General features: G+C 37.0%; 12 protein-coding genes. 1 reads left to right on the top strand and 11 read right to left on the bottom strand.

Annotated features, from left to right (window positions below):
* Positions 1-164: 164 nt before the first annotated feature.
* The 5 genes from sufB to sufC all read right to left on the bottom strand — a co-directional run bounded on the left by sufB (position 165) and on the right by sufC (position 5,427).
* Positions 165-1,562, bottom strand: a complete 1,398-nt coding sequence (gene sufB / locus BFJ97_RS14380; RefSeq protein WP_068985344.1) for a Fe-S cluster assembly protein SufB — start codon at positions 1,560-1,562, stop codon at positions 165-167.
* A gap of 115 nt (positions 1,563-1,677) precedes the next feature.
* Positions 1,678-2,103: a Fe-S cluster assembly sulfur transfer protein SufU gene (gene sufU / locus BFJ97_RS14385; RefSeq protein WP_068985345.1), complete on the bottom strand. Its 426-nt coding sequence runs from the start codon at positions 2,101-2,103 to the stop codon at positions 1,678-1,680.
* On the bottom strand, positions 2,093-3,322 hold the full coding sequence (locus tag BFJ97_RS14390; RefSeq protein ID WP_068985346.1) for a cysteine desulfurase: 1,230 nt from the start codon (positions 3,320-3,322) through the stop codon (positions 2,093-2,095). Before BFJ97_RS14390 ends, sufU begins: the two co-directional genes overlap by 11 nt.
* Positions 3,322-4,629 carry a Fe-S cluster assembly protein SufD gene (gene sufD / locus BFJ97_RS14395; RefSeq protein ID WP_068985347.1) on the bottom strand — a complete coding sequence of 436 codons (1,308 nt, stop codon included), beginning with the start codon at positions 4,627-4,629 and terminating at the stop codon, positions 3,322-3,324. The genes BFJ97_RS14390 and sufD overlap by 1 nt, the downstream gene beginning before the upstream one ends.
* 18 nt (positions 4,630-4,647) lie before the next feature.
* Positions 4,648-5,427 carry a Fe-S cluster assembly ATPase SufC gene (sufC, locus tag BFJ97_RS14400; protein WP_068985348.1) on the bottom strand — a complete coding sequence of 260 codons (780 nt, stop codon included), beginning with the start codon at positions 5,425-5,427 and terminating at the stop codon, positions 4,648-4,650.
* Positions 5,428-6,367: 940 nt separating this feature from the next.
* Here sufC and BFJ97_RS14405 point away from each other — a divergent pair.
* Complete coding sequence (locus tag BFJ97_RS14405; RefSeq protein ID WP_068985349.1) at positions 6,368-7,270, top strand: LysR family transcriptional regulator; 903 nt, start codon at positions 6,368-6,370, stop codon at positions 7,268-7,270.
* Between the two features lie 233 nt (positions 7,271-7,503).
* On the opposite strand, the gene BFJ97_RS14410 is transcribed toward BFJ97_RS14405, so the two are convergent.
* The 6 genes from BFJ97_RS14410 to BFJ97_RS14435 form a co-directional block, all read right to left on the bottom strand.
* Positions 7,504-7,755 (bottom strand): hypothetical protein, encoded by a 252-nt coding sequence (locus BFJ97_RS14410; protein WP_068985350.1) that lies wholly within the window; start codon positions 7,753-7,755, stop codon positions 7,504-7,506.
* Positions 7,756-7,786: 31 nt separating this feature from the next.
* Entirely contained in the window at positions 7,787-8,950 is a 1,164-nt protein-coding gene (locus tag BFJ97_RS14415) for a dicarboxylate/amino acid:cation symporter (protein ID WP_068985351.1), read from the bottom strand.
* Positions 8,951-9,287: 337 nt separating this feature from the next.
* Positions 9,288-10,382 (bottom strand): polysaccharide deacetylase family protein, encoded by a 1,095-nt coding sequence (locus BFJ97_RS14420; protein ID WP_068985352.1) that lies wholly within the window; start codon positions 10,380-10,382, stop codon positions 9,288-9,290.
* Positions 10,383-10,406: 24 nt separating this feature from the next.
* Positions 10,407-13,598 (bottom strand): hypothetical protein, encoded by a 3,192-nt coding sequence (locus BFJ97_RS14425; RefSeq protein WP_068985353.1) that lies wholly within the window; start codon positions 13,596-13,598, stop codon positions 10,407-10,409.
* Positions 13,595-15,019, bottom strand: a complete 1,425-nt coding sequence (locus BFJ97_RS14430) for a glycosyltransferase family 2 protein (protein WP_068985354.1) — start codon at positions 15,017-15,019, stop codon at positions 13,595-13,597. Before BFJ97_RS14430 ends, BFJ97_RS14425 begins: the two co-directional genes overlap by 4 nt.
* Entirely contained in the window at positions 15,016-16,059 is a 1,044-nt protein-coding gene (locus tag BFJ97_RS14435) for a HEAT repeat domain-containing protein (RefSeq protein WP_068985355.1), read from the bottom strand. Before BFJ97_RS14435 ends, BFJ97_RS14430 begins: the two co-directional genes overlap by 4 nt.

Raw genomic sequence — 16,059 nt, forward strand, 5'->3', positions numbered from 1 at the left:
ACTTTAGATTTATTTCGATTCTTTTGTTTATTTTTATTAAAATAGTGGATCAATAAATAGTCACTGGAGAAACAAGTAAGGTTCACGGTTATTTTGATATATTAGCCACAAAACATTCCATAAAAAAACCCCGCCACAAATTGCTGTGACGGGATTTTGAAGTTTTATCCGATTGAACCTTCCATCTCAAACTTGATCAGACGGTTCATTTCTACTGCGTATTCCATTGGTAATTCTTTTGTGAATGGTTCAATGAAGCCCATTACGATCATTTCTGTCGCTTCTTCTTCAGAAATACCACGAGACATTAAGTAGAATAATTGTTCCTCTGATACTTTTGAAACTTTCGCTTCATGCTCTAAAGAAACATTATCATTTAAGATTTCGTTGTAAGGAATTGTATCTGAAGTAGATTGGTTATCCATGATTAACGTGTCACATTCAATGTTCGCACGTGCACCACTTGCTTTAGGACCGAAACGAACTTGACCCATATATGTTACTTTACCACCTTGTTTTGCAATCGATTTCGATACGATTGTTGAAGATGTGTTTGGTGCCATATGAATCATTTTCGCACCCGCATGTTGGTGTTGCCCTTTACCTGCTAGCGCGATTGATAATGTCATACCACGAGCGCCTTCACCTTTAAGGATACAAGCTGGATATTTCATTGTTAACTTAGAACCGATGTTACCATCGATCCATTCCATCGTACCGTTTTCTTCAACAACTGTACGCTTTGTTACTAGGTTGTAAACGTTGTTCGCCCAGTTTTGAATCGTTGTATAACGGCAGTATGCGTCTTTACGTACAACAATTTCTACTACTGCTGAGTGTAAAGAGTTTGTTGTGTAAACAGGAGCTGTACAACCTTCAACGTAGTGTACGTGAGCACCTTCGTCTACGATAATTAGCGTACGTTCGAATTGACCCATGTTTTCAGAGTTAATACGGAAGTAAGCTTGTAACGGTGTTTCCACTTTTACACCTGGTGGTACATAGATGAATGATCCACCTGACCAAACAGCTGAGTTTAATGCAGCGAATTTGTTGTCAGTGTAAGGAATCACTTTACCCCAGTACTGTTTGAAAATATCTTCGTTTTCACGTAAAGCTGAGTCTGTATCTTTGAACACAATACCAAGGTCTTCAAGATCTTGTTTCATGTTGTGATACACTACCTCAGATTCGTACTGAGCAGATACACCAGCAAGATATTTTTGTTCTGCTTCTGGAATACCTAATTTATCGAAAGTAGCTTTGATTTCATCAGGTACTTCATCCCAAGATTTTTGTGTAGCTTCTGATGGTTTTACGTAGTACGTAATTTCATCAAAATCTAAGTCTCCTAGGTCGCCACCCCATTGCGGCATTGGTTTTGTATAGAAAGTTTCAAGTGCTTTTAAGCGGTACTCAAGCATCCACTCAGGCTCTTGTTTCATAGTTGAAATTTCACGGACGATTTCTTCAGTTAAACCACGTTTTGAACGGAAAATTGATACGTCCTTGTCATGGAAACCGTATTTGTAATCGCCAATATCAGGCATTTTTTTAGCCATTGTTTCTCCTCCGTTCATGAATTATTGTTATTTATCTAGTCTAAAACGAAACCCCTCGTCCTGAATGAAAACATGTATTATTGCTTTTATTCAAGTGTTTATTGGGATAAAATTATTACTTTACGCCTTTTTCCATCGCTTTCCAAGCTAACGTCGCACATTTAATACGTGCAGGGAATTGTGAAACACCTTGTAGTGCTTCAACATCCTCAAGGTCATATTTGTCGCTATAGTCTTCACCCATCATCATTTTAGAAAAGATATCAGCAAGGTCTAATGCTTCCTCAACCTTTTTCCCTTTGATAAGTTGTGTCATCATTGATGCAGACGACATCGAAATTGAACAGCCTTCACCGTCAAATTTCGCATCCTCTACAACACCGTCAGTCACTTTAAGCGTTAAGTGAATACGGTCACCACAAGTTGGATTGTTCATATCAATCGTTACAGCATCTTCTTCAATCGATCCTTTATTACGAGGATTTTTATAATGATCCATAATGACTGAACGATATAGTTGATCTAAATTATTAAAAGACATCGCCAAAATACTCCTTCGCAGAACGTAACCCTGTAACTAGGCGGTCAATATCTTCCTCTGTGTTATACAGATAGAAACTTGCACGCGCTGTCGCTACTTGTTGAAGACATTTCATTAATGGCTGAGCGCAATGATGTCCTGCACGAACAGCAATACCGCTCATATCAAGAACCGTTGCCACATCATGTGGATGTACATCGTCTAGGTTAAACGTAACAAGTCCACAACGCTTCATTGGATCACGCGGGCCGAAAATTTTAAGTCCGTCAATTGTTTCAAGCTGATCCATCGCGTAACCTGCAAGCTTATGCTCATGCTCCGCAATATGATCAAGCCCTATTTCAGTTAAGAAATCAATAGCGGCTCCTAAACCTATTGCACCTGCAATAATAGGCGTTCCACCTTCAAATTTCCACGGTAATTCTTTCCACGTCGAGTCATAAAGTCCAACAAAGTCAATCATTTCGCCACCAAATTCAATTGGCTCCATCTTTTCAAGGTGTTCCTTTTTACCATATAGTACACCTATTCCTGTTGGTCCGCACATTTTATGGCCTGAGAATCCTAAGAAATCTACATCCAAATCCTGGACATCGATTTTCATATGTGGTGCTGCTTGTGCCCCATCAGCTACCATTACAGCACCATTAGCATGTGCAATTTGAGCGATTTCTTTAATTGGATTAATCGTTCCTAATACGTTTGAAGCCATTGACACCGACACAATTTTTGTTTTAGGCGTAATAGTCGCACGTACCTTCTCCAAGTTAAGTGTGCCATCTGCTTCAAGTTCAATGTATTTCAGTGTTGCATTTTTTTCCTTTGCTAGCTGCTGCCAAGGAATAATATTAGAGTGGTGCTCCATGTGAGTAATGACAATTTCATCACCCTCAGCAACATTAGCACGACCATAACTTGCTGCTACTGTATTTAAAGCGGTTGTAGTACCACGAGTAAAGATAATTTCTTGTGTTGATGTAGCATTGATAAACTTACGAACCTTTTCACGTGCTCCTTCATACTTGTCAGTAGCACGATTTCCTAATGTATGCACACCACGGTGAACATTGGAATTATCGAATTCATAATAATGCTTCATTGCTTCGATCACTTGAATAGGTTTTTGAGAAGTGGCTGCACTATCAAGGTAAACAAGCTTATGACCGTTTACTTCCTGATTTAAAATTGGGAAATAGCTTTTAATGTCTTTATTCATCATTAGCGAACTTTCCTTTCAATAACCTCCGTCAGTTGCTTTTGAACGCCCTCGATTGGTAATTGCGTAACAACTGGCGCAAGGAATCCATGGATAACAAGGCGCTCTGCTTCTGCTTTTGAGATACCACGACTCATTAAGTAGTACAGTTGTAGTGGATCAACTCGACCAACAGATGCTGCGTGTCCTGCTGTTACATCGTCTTCATCGATTAATAGAATTGGGTTTGCATCGCCACGAGCTTTTTCAGAAAGCATTAATACACGTGATTCTTGTTGTGCATCAGCTTTTGTTGCACCGTGTTCGATGTAGCCAATACCATTAAAGATTGATTGTGCTGCGTCTTTCATCACACCATGCTTTAAGATATGACCGTTTGAGTTTTTACCCCAGTGACGAACTTCAGTAGTAAAGTTAAGTTTTTGTTCACCGCGACCAACAACTACTGTTTTTGTATCAGCATGAGAACCGTCACCGATTAGATGTGAAATGTTTTCAGAAATAGTATCTGAATCATTCATTAAGCCAAGAGCCCAATCTACTTTCGCATCACGAGCTAGTCGAGCGCGACGATTAACATAAGTAGTAAATCCTTTTGCAAGTACATCAACAGCACCGTAAGTTACTTGTGCATTATCTTGCACTACTACTTCTGCAATAATATTTGCTTGACCTTTTGCTTCTTCAACTGTTGAAATATATGTTTCAACATACGTTACAGCTGAATTTGCTTCAGCTACAACTAACACGTGGTTATATAAAGAAGCTTCTGCGTTATCGTTTAAGAATACTACTTGAAGCGGCTGTTCGATAATTACATTTTTCGGTACATATACAAACACACCACCATTTACAAGTGCCGCATGAAGCGCTGTTAGCTTATGCTCATCAACTTTTACTGCTTCTGTCATAAAGTACTTTTTAACAAGCTCATCATGTTCACGAATCGCTGTTAAAATATCTGTAAAAATAACACCTTTATCAGTAAGTTCCTGTGATGTTTTAATGAAAGCTGGTGTGTTATTGCGTTGAATATAAAGATTTTCTTGTGCCTCAAAATCAATTAAGCCTTTTGCTTCTTCTGGTAATACATCAAGTGAAGCGAATCCTTCACTGTCAACTGTATGAGTTGGGAAATTCACAAAATCCCATTTTGTAATATTTGTTCTGTCTGGTTTTGGCAAATCTAAACCAGTTACTTTGTCTAGTGCTGCCGCGCGAAGCTCTGTAAACCAAGCCGGTTCACCATTTGCTTCTGAGAACGAGCGCACGTCCTGTACTGTTACAGGCAAGTTAAGTTCCACTGTCATGCTAGTTCGTCCTCCCTCTTATGCTTCTTGTTCTTCTGTTTCTTCTTCGATACCTAATTCTTTTTTAATCCAGTCATAGCCTTCTGCTTCTAAACGTTGTGCTAATTCTTCGCCACCAGATTTAACAACACGACCTTGCATCATTACGTGTACATGGTCCGGTGTAATGTAGTTAAGTAGGCGTTGGTAGTGAGTGATCATTAAGCAACCGAAGCCTTCTCCACGCATTGCATTGATACCTTTTGATACAACTTTAAGTGCGTCAATATCAAGACCAGAGTCAATTTCATCTAAAATCGCGAAAGTTGGTTTAATCATCATTAATTGAAGAATTTCGTTACGTTTTTTCTCACCGCCAGAGAAACCTTCGTTTAAATAACGTTGTGCCATATCTTCATTCATTTCAAGGAATTCCATGTTTTTATCTAATTCACGGATAAATTTCATTAGTGAAATTTCATCGCCTTCTTCACGACGTGCATTAATAGCTGAACGTAAGAAATCAGCATTTGTTACACCAGCGATTTCAGAAGGATATTGCATTGCTAGGAATAGACCTGCCTGAGCACGCTCGTCTACTTCCATTTCAAGTACGTTTTCGCCATCAAGTTCAACTGTACCAGAAGTTACTTCATATTTAGGGTGACCCATGATTGCAGAAGCTAGTGTAGATTTACCCGTTCCGTTTGGTCCCATAATTGCGTGAATTTCATTTGTATTGATAGTAAGGTTTACGCCTTTTAATATCTCTTTCCCGTCGATTTCAACGTGAAGATCTTTAATAACTAAAGTTGACATGAAAATACCTCCATAGTGTGTTCAGTGAATGGTGAACCATTCCTTAATTATCATCATTCTAATCTTAACTGAAAATCGTTCTCTATGCAAACCATTTCAATCACTTTCATTCTCTTCTGATATAATCCTTAAAAACAAAGACTTTGTAAGCATTTTCAGATTATTGCCAATCATTATTGACAATGAGAATCGACTTCCTTCATTTTCAATAAATCAGATCTAATTGAGAATGAATTTCATCTAGCAACATAGTGGAAACCTCGCAGGAAGCGTTAATTGTAGCGGTTTTGTGACAGTTATGCATAAATAACAATACCTATACTATAACCTTTTTCATTAGAATGGAATCAATTAAGGGAAAGAAATCAAGGAAGTATGATTTTATCGGAAACTTATTCTGCTTATGACCAAGATTCAGGGATGACATTAGTAATAAGAACATATGCCATGTATATACGTTGATTGGAGTGGAGGCTGGGCGACTCCTTTGGGATCAGCGATTGAGGAACGGAGGCTAAGAGCATCACGTCCTGTGATAACGCCTTCGTGACCAACATCGTGTTGCTGACGCTGCGTTTGCACTACGCTTTCGCGCAAAAAACATCGTGCTGCTGACGCTGCGTTTGCACTACGCTTTCGCGCAAAAAACATCTGTTGGCCCGAGACCCTGGAGCGAGCATCGCGAGTGAAGCGGCTCATCGGGCGACCCCAGGAAGCTTTGCTCTATGCGAAAGCAAAGCGGCAGCTACAAGTGTTTTCTGTAGCGAAAGCAAAGCGTCAGCTACAAAGCGCCTAGCCGGAACGGAAATCAACCACACGTTATGATGATGGGCCAAATTGATTTAAACATCTGTTTTATTTACAATCATTTCTCATCTTAAATAGTATATAATTGAGGTATAATCAATCGTATTTTTCGATTAATAGAGGTGAATATCTAGTGGAGTTACGTCAATTACGTTATTTTGTTGAAGTTGCTGAACGTGAACACATTTCTGAGGCTGCTGAACATCTTCATGTTGCTCAATCTGCAATTAGCCGACAAATTGCTAATCTAGAAGATGAATTAGGCACACCACTTTTTGAACGGGTAGGACGAAATGTTAAATTGACACCGATTGGAAAAACGTTTCTTGAGCACACAATTACCGCCCTGAAAGCCATTGATTTTGCCGCAAAGCAAGTAGAAGAATATTTAGATCCGGCTAAAGGTACGATAAAAATCGGTTTTCCAACAAGCTTGGCTAGCTATGTATTGCCAACGGTTATTTCAGCCTTCAAACGTGAATATCCAGATTTGCAATTCCAGCTCCGTCAAGGCTCCTATCGTTTTTTAATTGATGCAGTCAAAAATCGTGAATTAAATTTAGCATTTTTAGGCCCTCTTCCACCGAAGGATGAAGCGATTCAATCAACAATTTTGTTTACTGAAAATATCGCCGCTTTACTACCAGCAAAACACCCATTAGCTAAAAGGGAAAGTATCCAACTCGCTGATTTACGCAACGACTTATTTGTCTTATTCCCAGATGGCTATATTTTACACAAAGTGGCTATGGATGCCTGTCGAGCTGCCGGCTTCTTGCCAAACGTCATCTCTGAGGGGGAGGACTTAGATGCACTAAAGGGTCTTGTCGCTGCAGGTATTGGGGTCAGCTTATTACCAGAAAGCTCCCTGTATGATTCAGCTGCCCGCTTCACAGTAAAAGTGCCAATTAAATCACCTACGATTCCAAGAACAGTCGGCATCATTTCACCCGTAAATCGTGAAATTGCACCATCAGAAAAAATATTTTTAAATTTTGTTACGAACTTCTTTTCACGCCTTTCTCAATTCCAATAAAAAAATCGCCAGCTACGGCGATTTTTTGGGTTTATGTGATTCTTTCCGTCGTTCTTGCCTTTCTTTCCGTCGCTTTGATTTCACTCCGTCACTTTGGCTCTTCTTTCCGTCGCTTCGGCTGTTCTATCCGTCGCTTTAACGTTTCTTTCCGTCGTTCTTGCCTTTCTTTCCGTCGCTTTGATTTCCATCCGTCACTTTGGCTCTTCTTTCCGTCGTTCTCGCCTTTCCATCCGTCACTTTGACGTTTCTTTCCGTCGTTCTCGCCTTTCTTTCCGTCGCTTTGATTTCACTCCGTCACTTTGGCTCTTCTTTCCGTCGCTTTGGTGATTCTTTCCGTCATTCTTGCCTTTCTTTCCGTCGCTCTCGCCTTTCCATTCGTCACCTTGGCTCTTCTTTCCGTCGCTCTGGTTTCCATCCGTCACCTTGGCTCTTCTTTCCGTCGCTCTCGCCTTTCCATCCGTCGCCTCGGCACTTCTATCCGCCACTCCGACGTTTCTATCCATCACTCAGCATGTACTAATTCGTTTTTTTGTTAAAACGATCCACAATCATGGCTAATGCACCATCTCCAGTTACATTTGTAGCTGTACCAAAGCTATCTTGCGCTAGGTACAATGCGATCATCAGTGCAACCATTGTTTCATCAAAGCCGAGCATTGTTTGCAGCAAACCAATCGCTGCCATAACAGCGCCCCCTGGGACACCTGGTGCGGCAACCATCGTAATACCTAACATAAAAATAAAGCCTATATATTGTGCAAAACTTATATCCATACCGTTCATCATCATTACACCTAAAGAGCATGTCACTAATGTAATTGTACTGCCCGATAAATGAATTGTTGCAAACAATGGGATTGTAAAGTTCGTTACTTTTTCTGAAGCGCCCGTTTTTTGTGCTTGACGCAATGTAACTGGAATTGCCGCTGCTGAAGATTGTGTGCCCAATGCTGTAAAATACGCAGGAAGCATAGTTCGAAGTAACTTAAGAGGGTTTTTCTTATTTAAAATTCCCGCAGCTGTATATTGAACGAGTAATATTACCCAATGCATCACAATTATTAGTACGAATACAATTGCGAAAACAGATAAGATTTTTGCTACTTGACCACCAAATGTCATGTTCAAGAAGATACCGAAAATATGGAATGGTAAAAGTGGAATAATAACGAATGATATCAATTTTTCAATGATAACATTAAACTCTTCAAAACCACGTTTCATAACATCACTTTGAATGGCAGCCATCCCAATACCTATAATAAACGCAAAAATTAGTGCAGCCATCACATCCATTAATGGTGGCATGTCAACTTTAAAAAATGCCTGCGCTAAAAATTCCTCCGGGTTTTTCATACTTTCCATTTCACCGTTTGCAATGAAATTAGGCAATACATTTCGCGCTACGAAAAAGGCGACTATACCAGCCAGTATTGTTGAGAAATAAGCAAAGAATGTTGCCAACCCTAATAATTTCCCTGAGCCTTTTCCAAGCTGGGCAATACCCGGCGCAATAAATCCAATAATAATAAGTGGTACAACAAAATTTAAAAAATTACCGAATAAACCATTAAATGTTGCAAATATACGTACAAATGGCTCTGACACGAAATTCCCAAGTATTACCGCTAACAAAATAGCGATAATGATTTTTGCCAATAGACCAAATTTTAGTTTCACTTGATTGTCCTCCTTACAAAAACAACTGTCTTCCCTGAATGTATATTAGTAATTTATCATAAATTGTTGCTCTAATAAACCGTTTGATAAATAGACAGAATCGAAGAATTATTGTTTATAATCTAAAAATAATCTCGCCCTCGTTCTCAGAAAAGATAAAAAACCTTAAAGCAGACAAGTACAATGTGTCTACTTTAAGGTTCCTTTTCAATTTACTACTATTACATAGAGAATTTGTAGCTTAGCACAGGATTAGCTTCATTCGTTACGTTCAAGTTGTACGCTAGTCTCAAATAACCAAAACATTAACTGCTGCTGATTTTCGGATTCCACTTTCCTATTTAGTGAGCTGTAATCCTTCCTCTGTACTCACTGGTAAAATTGAATCTTTACCTAACCCATTAATATATTTCATAATCTGTTCTAAAATTTCTGGCGTTGTTTCATACTCTTCCAATCGCTCTTCTGTAATACCGTGCAACATAATAATAACCCAAGATTTCTCAGCAACCGCTTTATCAATCCATTTTTTCACATCCGAAAATTCTGTTGTATTTGTAATAGCATATGATTTTAGCCAGTACGGATCATAATTATTAGGTATATTCGTTTCTCTACCTAATACACGTATACCGTCAAAATATTGCATAGCAATTTTCCGTATTTCTTCATTATAATCGGAATAAGGAATCGCAACCGTTGAAACAACACCTTTACCTAGTAAAGACTCGATTGTTTTTATGCTTTCAGAAAATTCATAATGAATATCGCCCACAGATTTTTTTGTTAGGAATTGATGATTTTGTGTATGAGATGCAATTTCTAAACCTAAATCATGTGCAACCCATACTTGAGATGGTGTCATATAAATCTCATCACCTGAGTACAACTTATTACCGATAATATTAAAAGTTCCCGGCATATTATATTTCGAATGAAGTGGTAGTGCCTTATCATACCAATTTCGATAGCCATCGTCATAGGATAGGGTTACAAGTGCCTGTCCATGATAATCAGAAGTATTTAAAGGCGTGATTTTTTTAATACTTTCGATCGCAAAATTGGTCGTAAAAATCAACTTAAAACTATTTTTCAAACGCTTTGATTTATCATTTTCAATATCAGTTTGGACATTTAACGTATATGTCGTATAGTTTTCATATGGTTTTTTAGGCTTCACTTTGACTTTATTCTTATTAATCTCTAATGTAATCGGAAAATCATTTCCCGCTTCATCTTTAATCGTAATTGACGAGCTAGTAATCGATTCTTTATTAATTGGATGGTTAAATGTAATCGTCCATTCCTTATTTAAATCTGCAATTTCTTTGTGCTCTACCAAAGATTCGGCTTTTGTTATAGTAATACCATTTATGCAAAAAAGCACAAATGGTATCGCTAATACAACGATCAGCTTTCTCCACTGAATCAATCGTTCTCGCTCTCCTTTAAACCACTATTCAAACCTCTTAAATGTTTCTTGCATAATTCCATAGGATTTTTTTAAGCGTTCTTCAGTTTTAGGCATATTCCAATTATCCCATGTAAAACTATGCAATTGATTAAGTTCACCTTTTTCAATTTCTGGCAACGAAGAGACAACCTCATGCTTATCATTCACAAACAATGCACCTATATTTATTTCATCTACAAAAACTGATACTTCTCCGTTTTCTTTATAAAAATCCCCTATAAATTCTTTATGACTAGGATCCTTTGATTGAAGAAGTAACCAAGGAATACGTAATTCTATCGTTCCGTCGTCGCTCCAATTATAATCGACAAGTGAATTATAATTCTCTGCCTCCGGATTACCATTCCCCTCTATTAATTTGCCTGTTTCATATGCTTCAAAAGGTACAGCTATATCCCGTTCTGGCAAGTATAGCTCCTTATTTAAAGCATAGTAAATCGGATTGAACGTAGTGTTATCCTTCATAACGTTTGGAGATGGAATGTCGATAAGCTTTAATTCATGCCCATATAAATAAGAATAGAAATCATAATACGGGTCGATGACAATACGTGACTCCTTATTCTTATTAAGCTCGACAACAAACTCAATACCATTCCTGAACGTTACTCCTTTCAAATCAGATTTGGCTGTTTTTCCTTGATTCGGAATAACATCTAATAGAATTTGAGTAGAAGATGTTTTATTGAGTAAATCTCCTTTTAATTGAAGGTACAAGTATCTTTCATCATAATCCACGCTCATTGCGGGCTTGTTTTTTTGTTGTTCATATAAGGGAGGAGCTTTCCATTCTGACGTATCTCCGTCAACCTGAACCTTATGCCGATCAAAGCTTAGTAAACCAAATTGTTGTTCATTTGTTTGTGCATTAGACCAATAAGGGCGTTGGTTTGGATTATCATAGTCCATCGTATTCCATGTACGTTTAAACCACTCATCTTGCCAGGTAAATACTAATCCGCCCAATAAATCCTCTGCCATAATATCCTCAAATAGATGGGTTAATATTTCACCTTGTTCCTGCTCTGAGACAAATCCTTGAGTCCAGCCGTACGGATTATCATGGGTTAAACCACGTGAACCAGGAATTCCAAACTCAGCGATTAATATCGGCATACGATGTGCAGCGTGTAAATCTGCTAAATAAGCTGCATAACTATTTTTTTCTCCACGATGATCCACATACGATAAGTATTTTTGATCATAGTTAAAGAAATCTGGGTAGTATGGATACACATGGTACGATGCAAATTGACCTGTTTGTTTCGCCAACCCTTTTGTATAAATAACATTCGGATTAACACTTGCAATATCTTCATCTGTATTCGGCTCAGATGGATGATCTAATAAATCTGTTGTAACCCAGTTTGTAAAGCTCATAGGGTGCATCCAGCCATAATTATTTTGCTCATATTGCGTAAGGTAATCCATTTGCTCTGCAAGCCAATACTCAAATGGGGAAGCATCTTTCGTTTCGAAATAAACACCATCATATTGTCCAATATTTGCATGCTTTTCATTTGTTCCGTTTACCATATGAGGGTACCATTCAATACCAATAACCCAACCGATTATATACTGAGAAACATCCGTATCATAATAACCAGAAGCATGTCCTACTTCGTGTTCTACATATTTATTACCGTGAATAACATCTACAAGGGTTTTCATTTCTGCTCGGAATTTCTCAAGCGTTGCAGGGTCATAAGCATCTAAAGTTTCCTCTAAACCTTCTTCTTCAATCCACACTCCATGTAGTACATATAAAGGATTTTCTGCTTCTTCATTATATCTTTTCAAAGCTCTATAAAAGCCAGGTGGATGTAACGTATAGACTCGAATTGTATTGGCATTCATTTCACCAATCTGTTGGAACCAACGATAATATTCATCCTCCGTAATAGCTGCCTCTCCAGGGAAATAACCGGGTTTTGCCATACCTAGATTAACGCCTTTAAGGGTGATCGCTTCCCACTGTCCATCTTTTAAGATTTCAAATGTTTGATCATTAATACGTGCATTATAACCTAATTTTTTTGTTGCTGAATTGTCAGCTTTCTGCTTAACTTCTTTTTTCTCGAAGTCTTCCAAAATAGACTTCATCATCGGTACATAGGCTGACCAATAAAAATCATCATCTGAAAAATGTTGTAAAACTTTATAGACTGATGCTAGCCCTTTCATCTTATAGAAAAATGGAACTTTATTCATATCATTAAAATCGCCTGCAAAATAATAATTCGTAGCGTTTTTTTGTTCACCTGAAACAACTGCTGCGAATGAAAGGGGAATATCATGTTTATTTAATAATTTTTTACCTTCATTCGTTAAACTCCACTCATAATTCGCTAAAACATCTTGCTCATTTTCCGCGGTAACAATATCAAACCAGTAATCATAACGAGGGCTTGATGAAACATCCAAGAACTTTTGTCCTTCTTTAGTGAAGTTAAGATAAATACCTTCTTTATCAATATGTTTATTGAATTCTAAAACAATAACCTCATCTGTAAAGTCATTCACTAATATGAAGCCCCCACCTTCATATTTCCAGTCATCCTCAAATTTATCAACAACCCATTGTGGAATTTCATTATTTTTTCTATAGTCTAATTCTTCAAAATAGCGACCAATCCAGCCAGTCCAATCTATTTTCAAATACTCTAGCACTTGATTTCGAACTTCTGGAGACGTTGGTGATGCAATAGAGTTAAATTCTGCTATAAATAAACTTTTTTCTTCACTAGTTAAACGTTTCATAATAGCATCCCATTCTTGCGATTCTAATCCACCAACAATTTTCTTTGACCGTGCCCCCAATCTTTCTTGCTTTGGGTTAAGATCATCTTCATAGACACCATACGTATCTGCTAAATAGATTGCATCATAACCTTTGTAATCTTTTGGCATTTCAGAAGTAGACACACTGTTATTTTTTACATCTGGAATTGTACCAAAATAATCCTCGGACTCATCATATTGGTCTTCTTTATGTTCGTACTTCAAATAATTTAATAGCCAAGTTAACCCTAAATGCTCTCGATATGAATCATCCTTCACTGTTTTATCAATAATTGCAACATTCAGTTGTTTATTAGGTGACACAAACCAAAGAGCTATTGGTATCACTATAAGTAATAGCACTACTATTATTCCCAAATAAATACGTTTCATATCGATTCTTGCTCCTTGCTTGAAATACCTTTACGATCCATTTTGCCCCACTCTCGTCTTCTTACTAAAAAGTTTAAAAGACCTTCACAGCGCCAAATGAGTGTAATGGGACGATACCAAAAAATTTCTGTGAAACTTAATAACATCATACGTATTAAATCAGCAACCTTGAACGTTTTATTTTTGCTCCATGCTTCAAATAACACAGCCATCATTGAAAATACAACACCATAAAGTACAAATGTTAAAAGTAGCAAAATGGCTATCTCATAATAGATATCACCTAAGAAAAAAGCACAAACAATATAAATATACCCACCTAGTTCAATAATCGGCCCTAAACCTTCTACGAGCCAAAAATACGGGAAGGATAATAACCCAATACCGCCATATCTCGGATTTAAAGTCATTGTTTTATGATTCCATAAACTCTCCAATAACCCTTGATGCCATCTCCTTCTTTGTCGCCTTAAAACAGCCATCGTTTCTGGTGCCTCTGTCCAACAAACAGGGTTCTCTACAAATTCAATACGTTTTTTTTCTTTCTTTTTACGGATATATCGATGCAGTTTTACTACAAGTTCCATATCTTCACCAATCATACTTTTAGTATAACCACCTGCTTCTACTACCCATTTTTTTGAAAACACACTAAATGCACCTGAAATAATTAAAACCAAGTTAAATTTACTTAATGTAATTCGTCCTATCAAAAAAGATCTAAAGTATTCAATAATTTGCATCGTAACTAAATAATTTTTAGATACGTTTGTTTCTAATATGGAGCCAAGTTGCATATTCATTCCATTGGCTATTTGAACATTTCCTCCTGCCGCAATTACCTCACCATCAGATAAGGCAATTGGCTTCATTAAACGCAATAAAGATGTACTCTCCAAAATTGAATCTCCGTCAACAGAGCAAAAATAAGGATATTTTGCAACATTAATACCTACATTCAAAGCATCTGCCTTTCCACCATTCTCTTTCTCTACTAAAAAACAATTTGGGTGTATTTGTGATTGATAGATTTGAATAATGGGACTTGCTGGGATTTCCATTTTTATTACTTTTTCAATTTTTTTCATTTGAAATTGCTCAATAACTATTTCTTGAGTACGATCAGTAGAACCATCATTGACCATGATGATTTCAAATTCTGGATAGTGTAAACTAAGTAGAGAATGAATACTATCCACAATACCTACTTCTTCATTATAAGCAGGTATAATTACAGATACTGGCTTAGAATAGAACGCATCAATATACGTTTCATCCATTTCAGTTTGATCAAGCCTATATTCTTTTCGTAGCTTTAAAAGTGCGAAGAAGAACATAAGCCCATACGTTACTATAACTAGTAGCATATAAATTATGATTAACCCGCCAAAAAACCACATTAAATAGTCAAGTATTATCATACTGCACGCATCCTTTTTTCTAATACTTCATTAGCCATATCAATTGCATATTGGTCATTTGTCGTTGCAATGAATTCTTTTAATCTCTGATAACCTCGTGGATCTTCAATGATCGTGCTTGCTGCTTGTGATCGTACCCACCAATTACTATCCTGTAACAATTTTTCTAAATGCTCGGCAGTATATGTTAAAGGTGCATATTTAAATAATTTTGCGACCATTAATCTTTCTTCCCATATAGACGAATTGACAAATGGAATATACGTCTCTAAATTTCGGATAACGCCAAGTCTTTCAAGTCCTCTAAGAGTACGAATGCGAATTTCAGTATCCTCACTTACTAGTAATTCTTCAAGTCCCTCTATAACAGCCATACTGCCCTTTGCTGCAATTGTATCAATCAATGCATATTGTGCTGCTTGTTGTAAATTCTCTATCTTTTCCATAAGTCGTTGAAGCATCTCTACTTCTAAATATGAGAATAACTTTTTATATTCACTTTCTGAAAAAGAATAATTACATAGCAATATTTCTTGTATAAATTTTTCTTTTTCAAGAATAGAATATATTTTTAATAGCTGAAATACTTCTATAGAATGTTTGTGTTTAATCGATACTTCGCAAGTACCGATAAGCTCTTGTATATGAAAATCAGCAATGCGGTACATGGCATTCATTTTCCTACTCCAGTTTCTGGATTTTAATTCATTTTGGTAATATTCCTTTAAATACATCTGTGTAAAAGTATAGATTTTTTGTTGAATAATTGGATTGGATATATTTCTTAAATACGATAAAAATATGTGTTCTACCGCTAATATTTGATATTTATTTTTAGGAATTAGCGTCACAGCAAATTGGTCGTCGCCTAGAAAGTACCCCTGCCAAAGTATTTTTGTATTTTGTATATACTTTTCCATCTCATGATTCTTTTTTTCTTCGTTTCTTTTTTGATAAATTAAATAAATCATTGCTACACCACAAAACCCTAAGAGAATAGCAATAATATACAATAACAATTGAATAGATAATTCAATCAT

The organism is Lysinibacillus xylanilyticus (assembly GCF_001708185.1).
Classification (GTDB): domain Bacteria; phylum Bacillota; class Bacilli; order Bacillales_A; family Planococcaceae; genus Lysinibacillus; species Lysinibacillus xylanilyticus_A.

Excerpts from the sequence above, each read along its gene's own strand:
- BFJ97_RS14435 (WP_068985355.1), bottom strand. The coding sequence starts at position 16,059 with ATGATTGAATTATCTATTCAATTGTTATTGTATATTATTGCTATTCTC.
- sufU (WP_068985345.1), bottom strand. The coding sequence starts at position 2,103 with ATGTCTTTTAATAATTTAGATCAACTATATCGTTCAGTCATTATGGAT.
- BFJ97_RS14430 (WP_068985354.1), bottom strand. The coding sequence starts at position 15,019 with ATGATAATACTTGACTATTTAATGTGGTTTTTTGGCGGGTTAATCATA.
- sufD (WP_068985347.1), bottom strand. The coding sequence starts at position 4,629 with ATGACAGTGGAACTTAACTTGCCTGTAACAGTACAGGACGTGCGCTCG.
- sufB (WP_068985344.1), bottom strand. The coding sequence starts at position 1,562 with ATGGCTAAAAAAATGCCTGATATTGGCGATTACAAATACGGTTTCCAT.
- BFJ97_RS14390 (WP_068985346.1), bottom strand. The coding sequence starts at position 3,322 with ATGATGAATAAAGACATTAAAAGCTATTTCCCAATTTTAAATCAGGAA.
- BFJ97_RS14425 (WP_068985353.1), bottom strand. The coding sequence starts at position 13,598 with ATGAAACGTATTTATTTGGGAATAATAGTAGTGCTATTACTTATAGTG.
- sufC (WP_068985348.1), bottom strand. The coding sequence starts at position 5,427 with ATGTCAACTTTAGTTATTAAAGATCTTCACGTTGAAATCGACGGGAAA.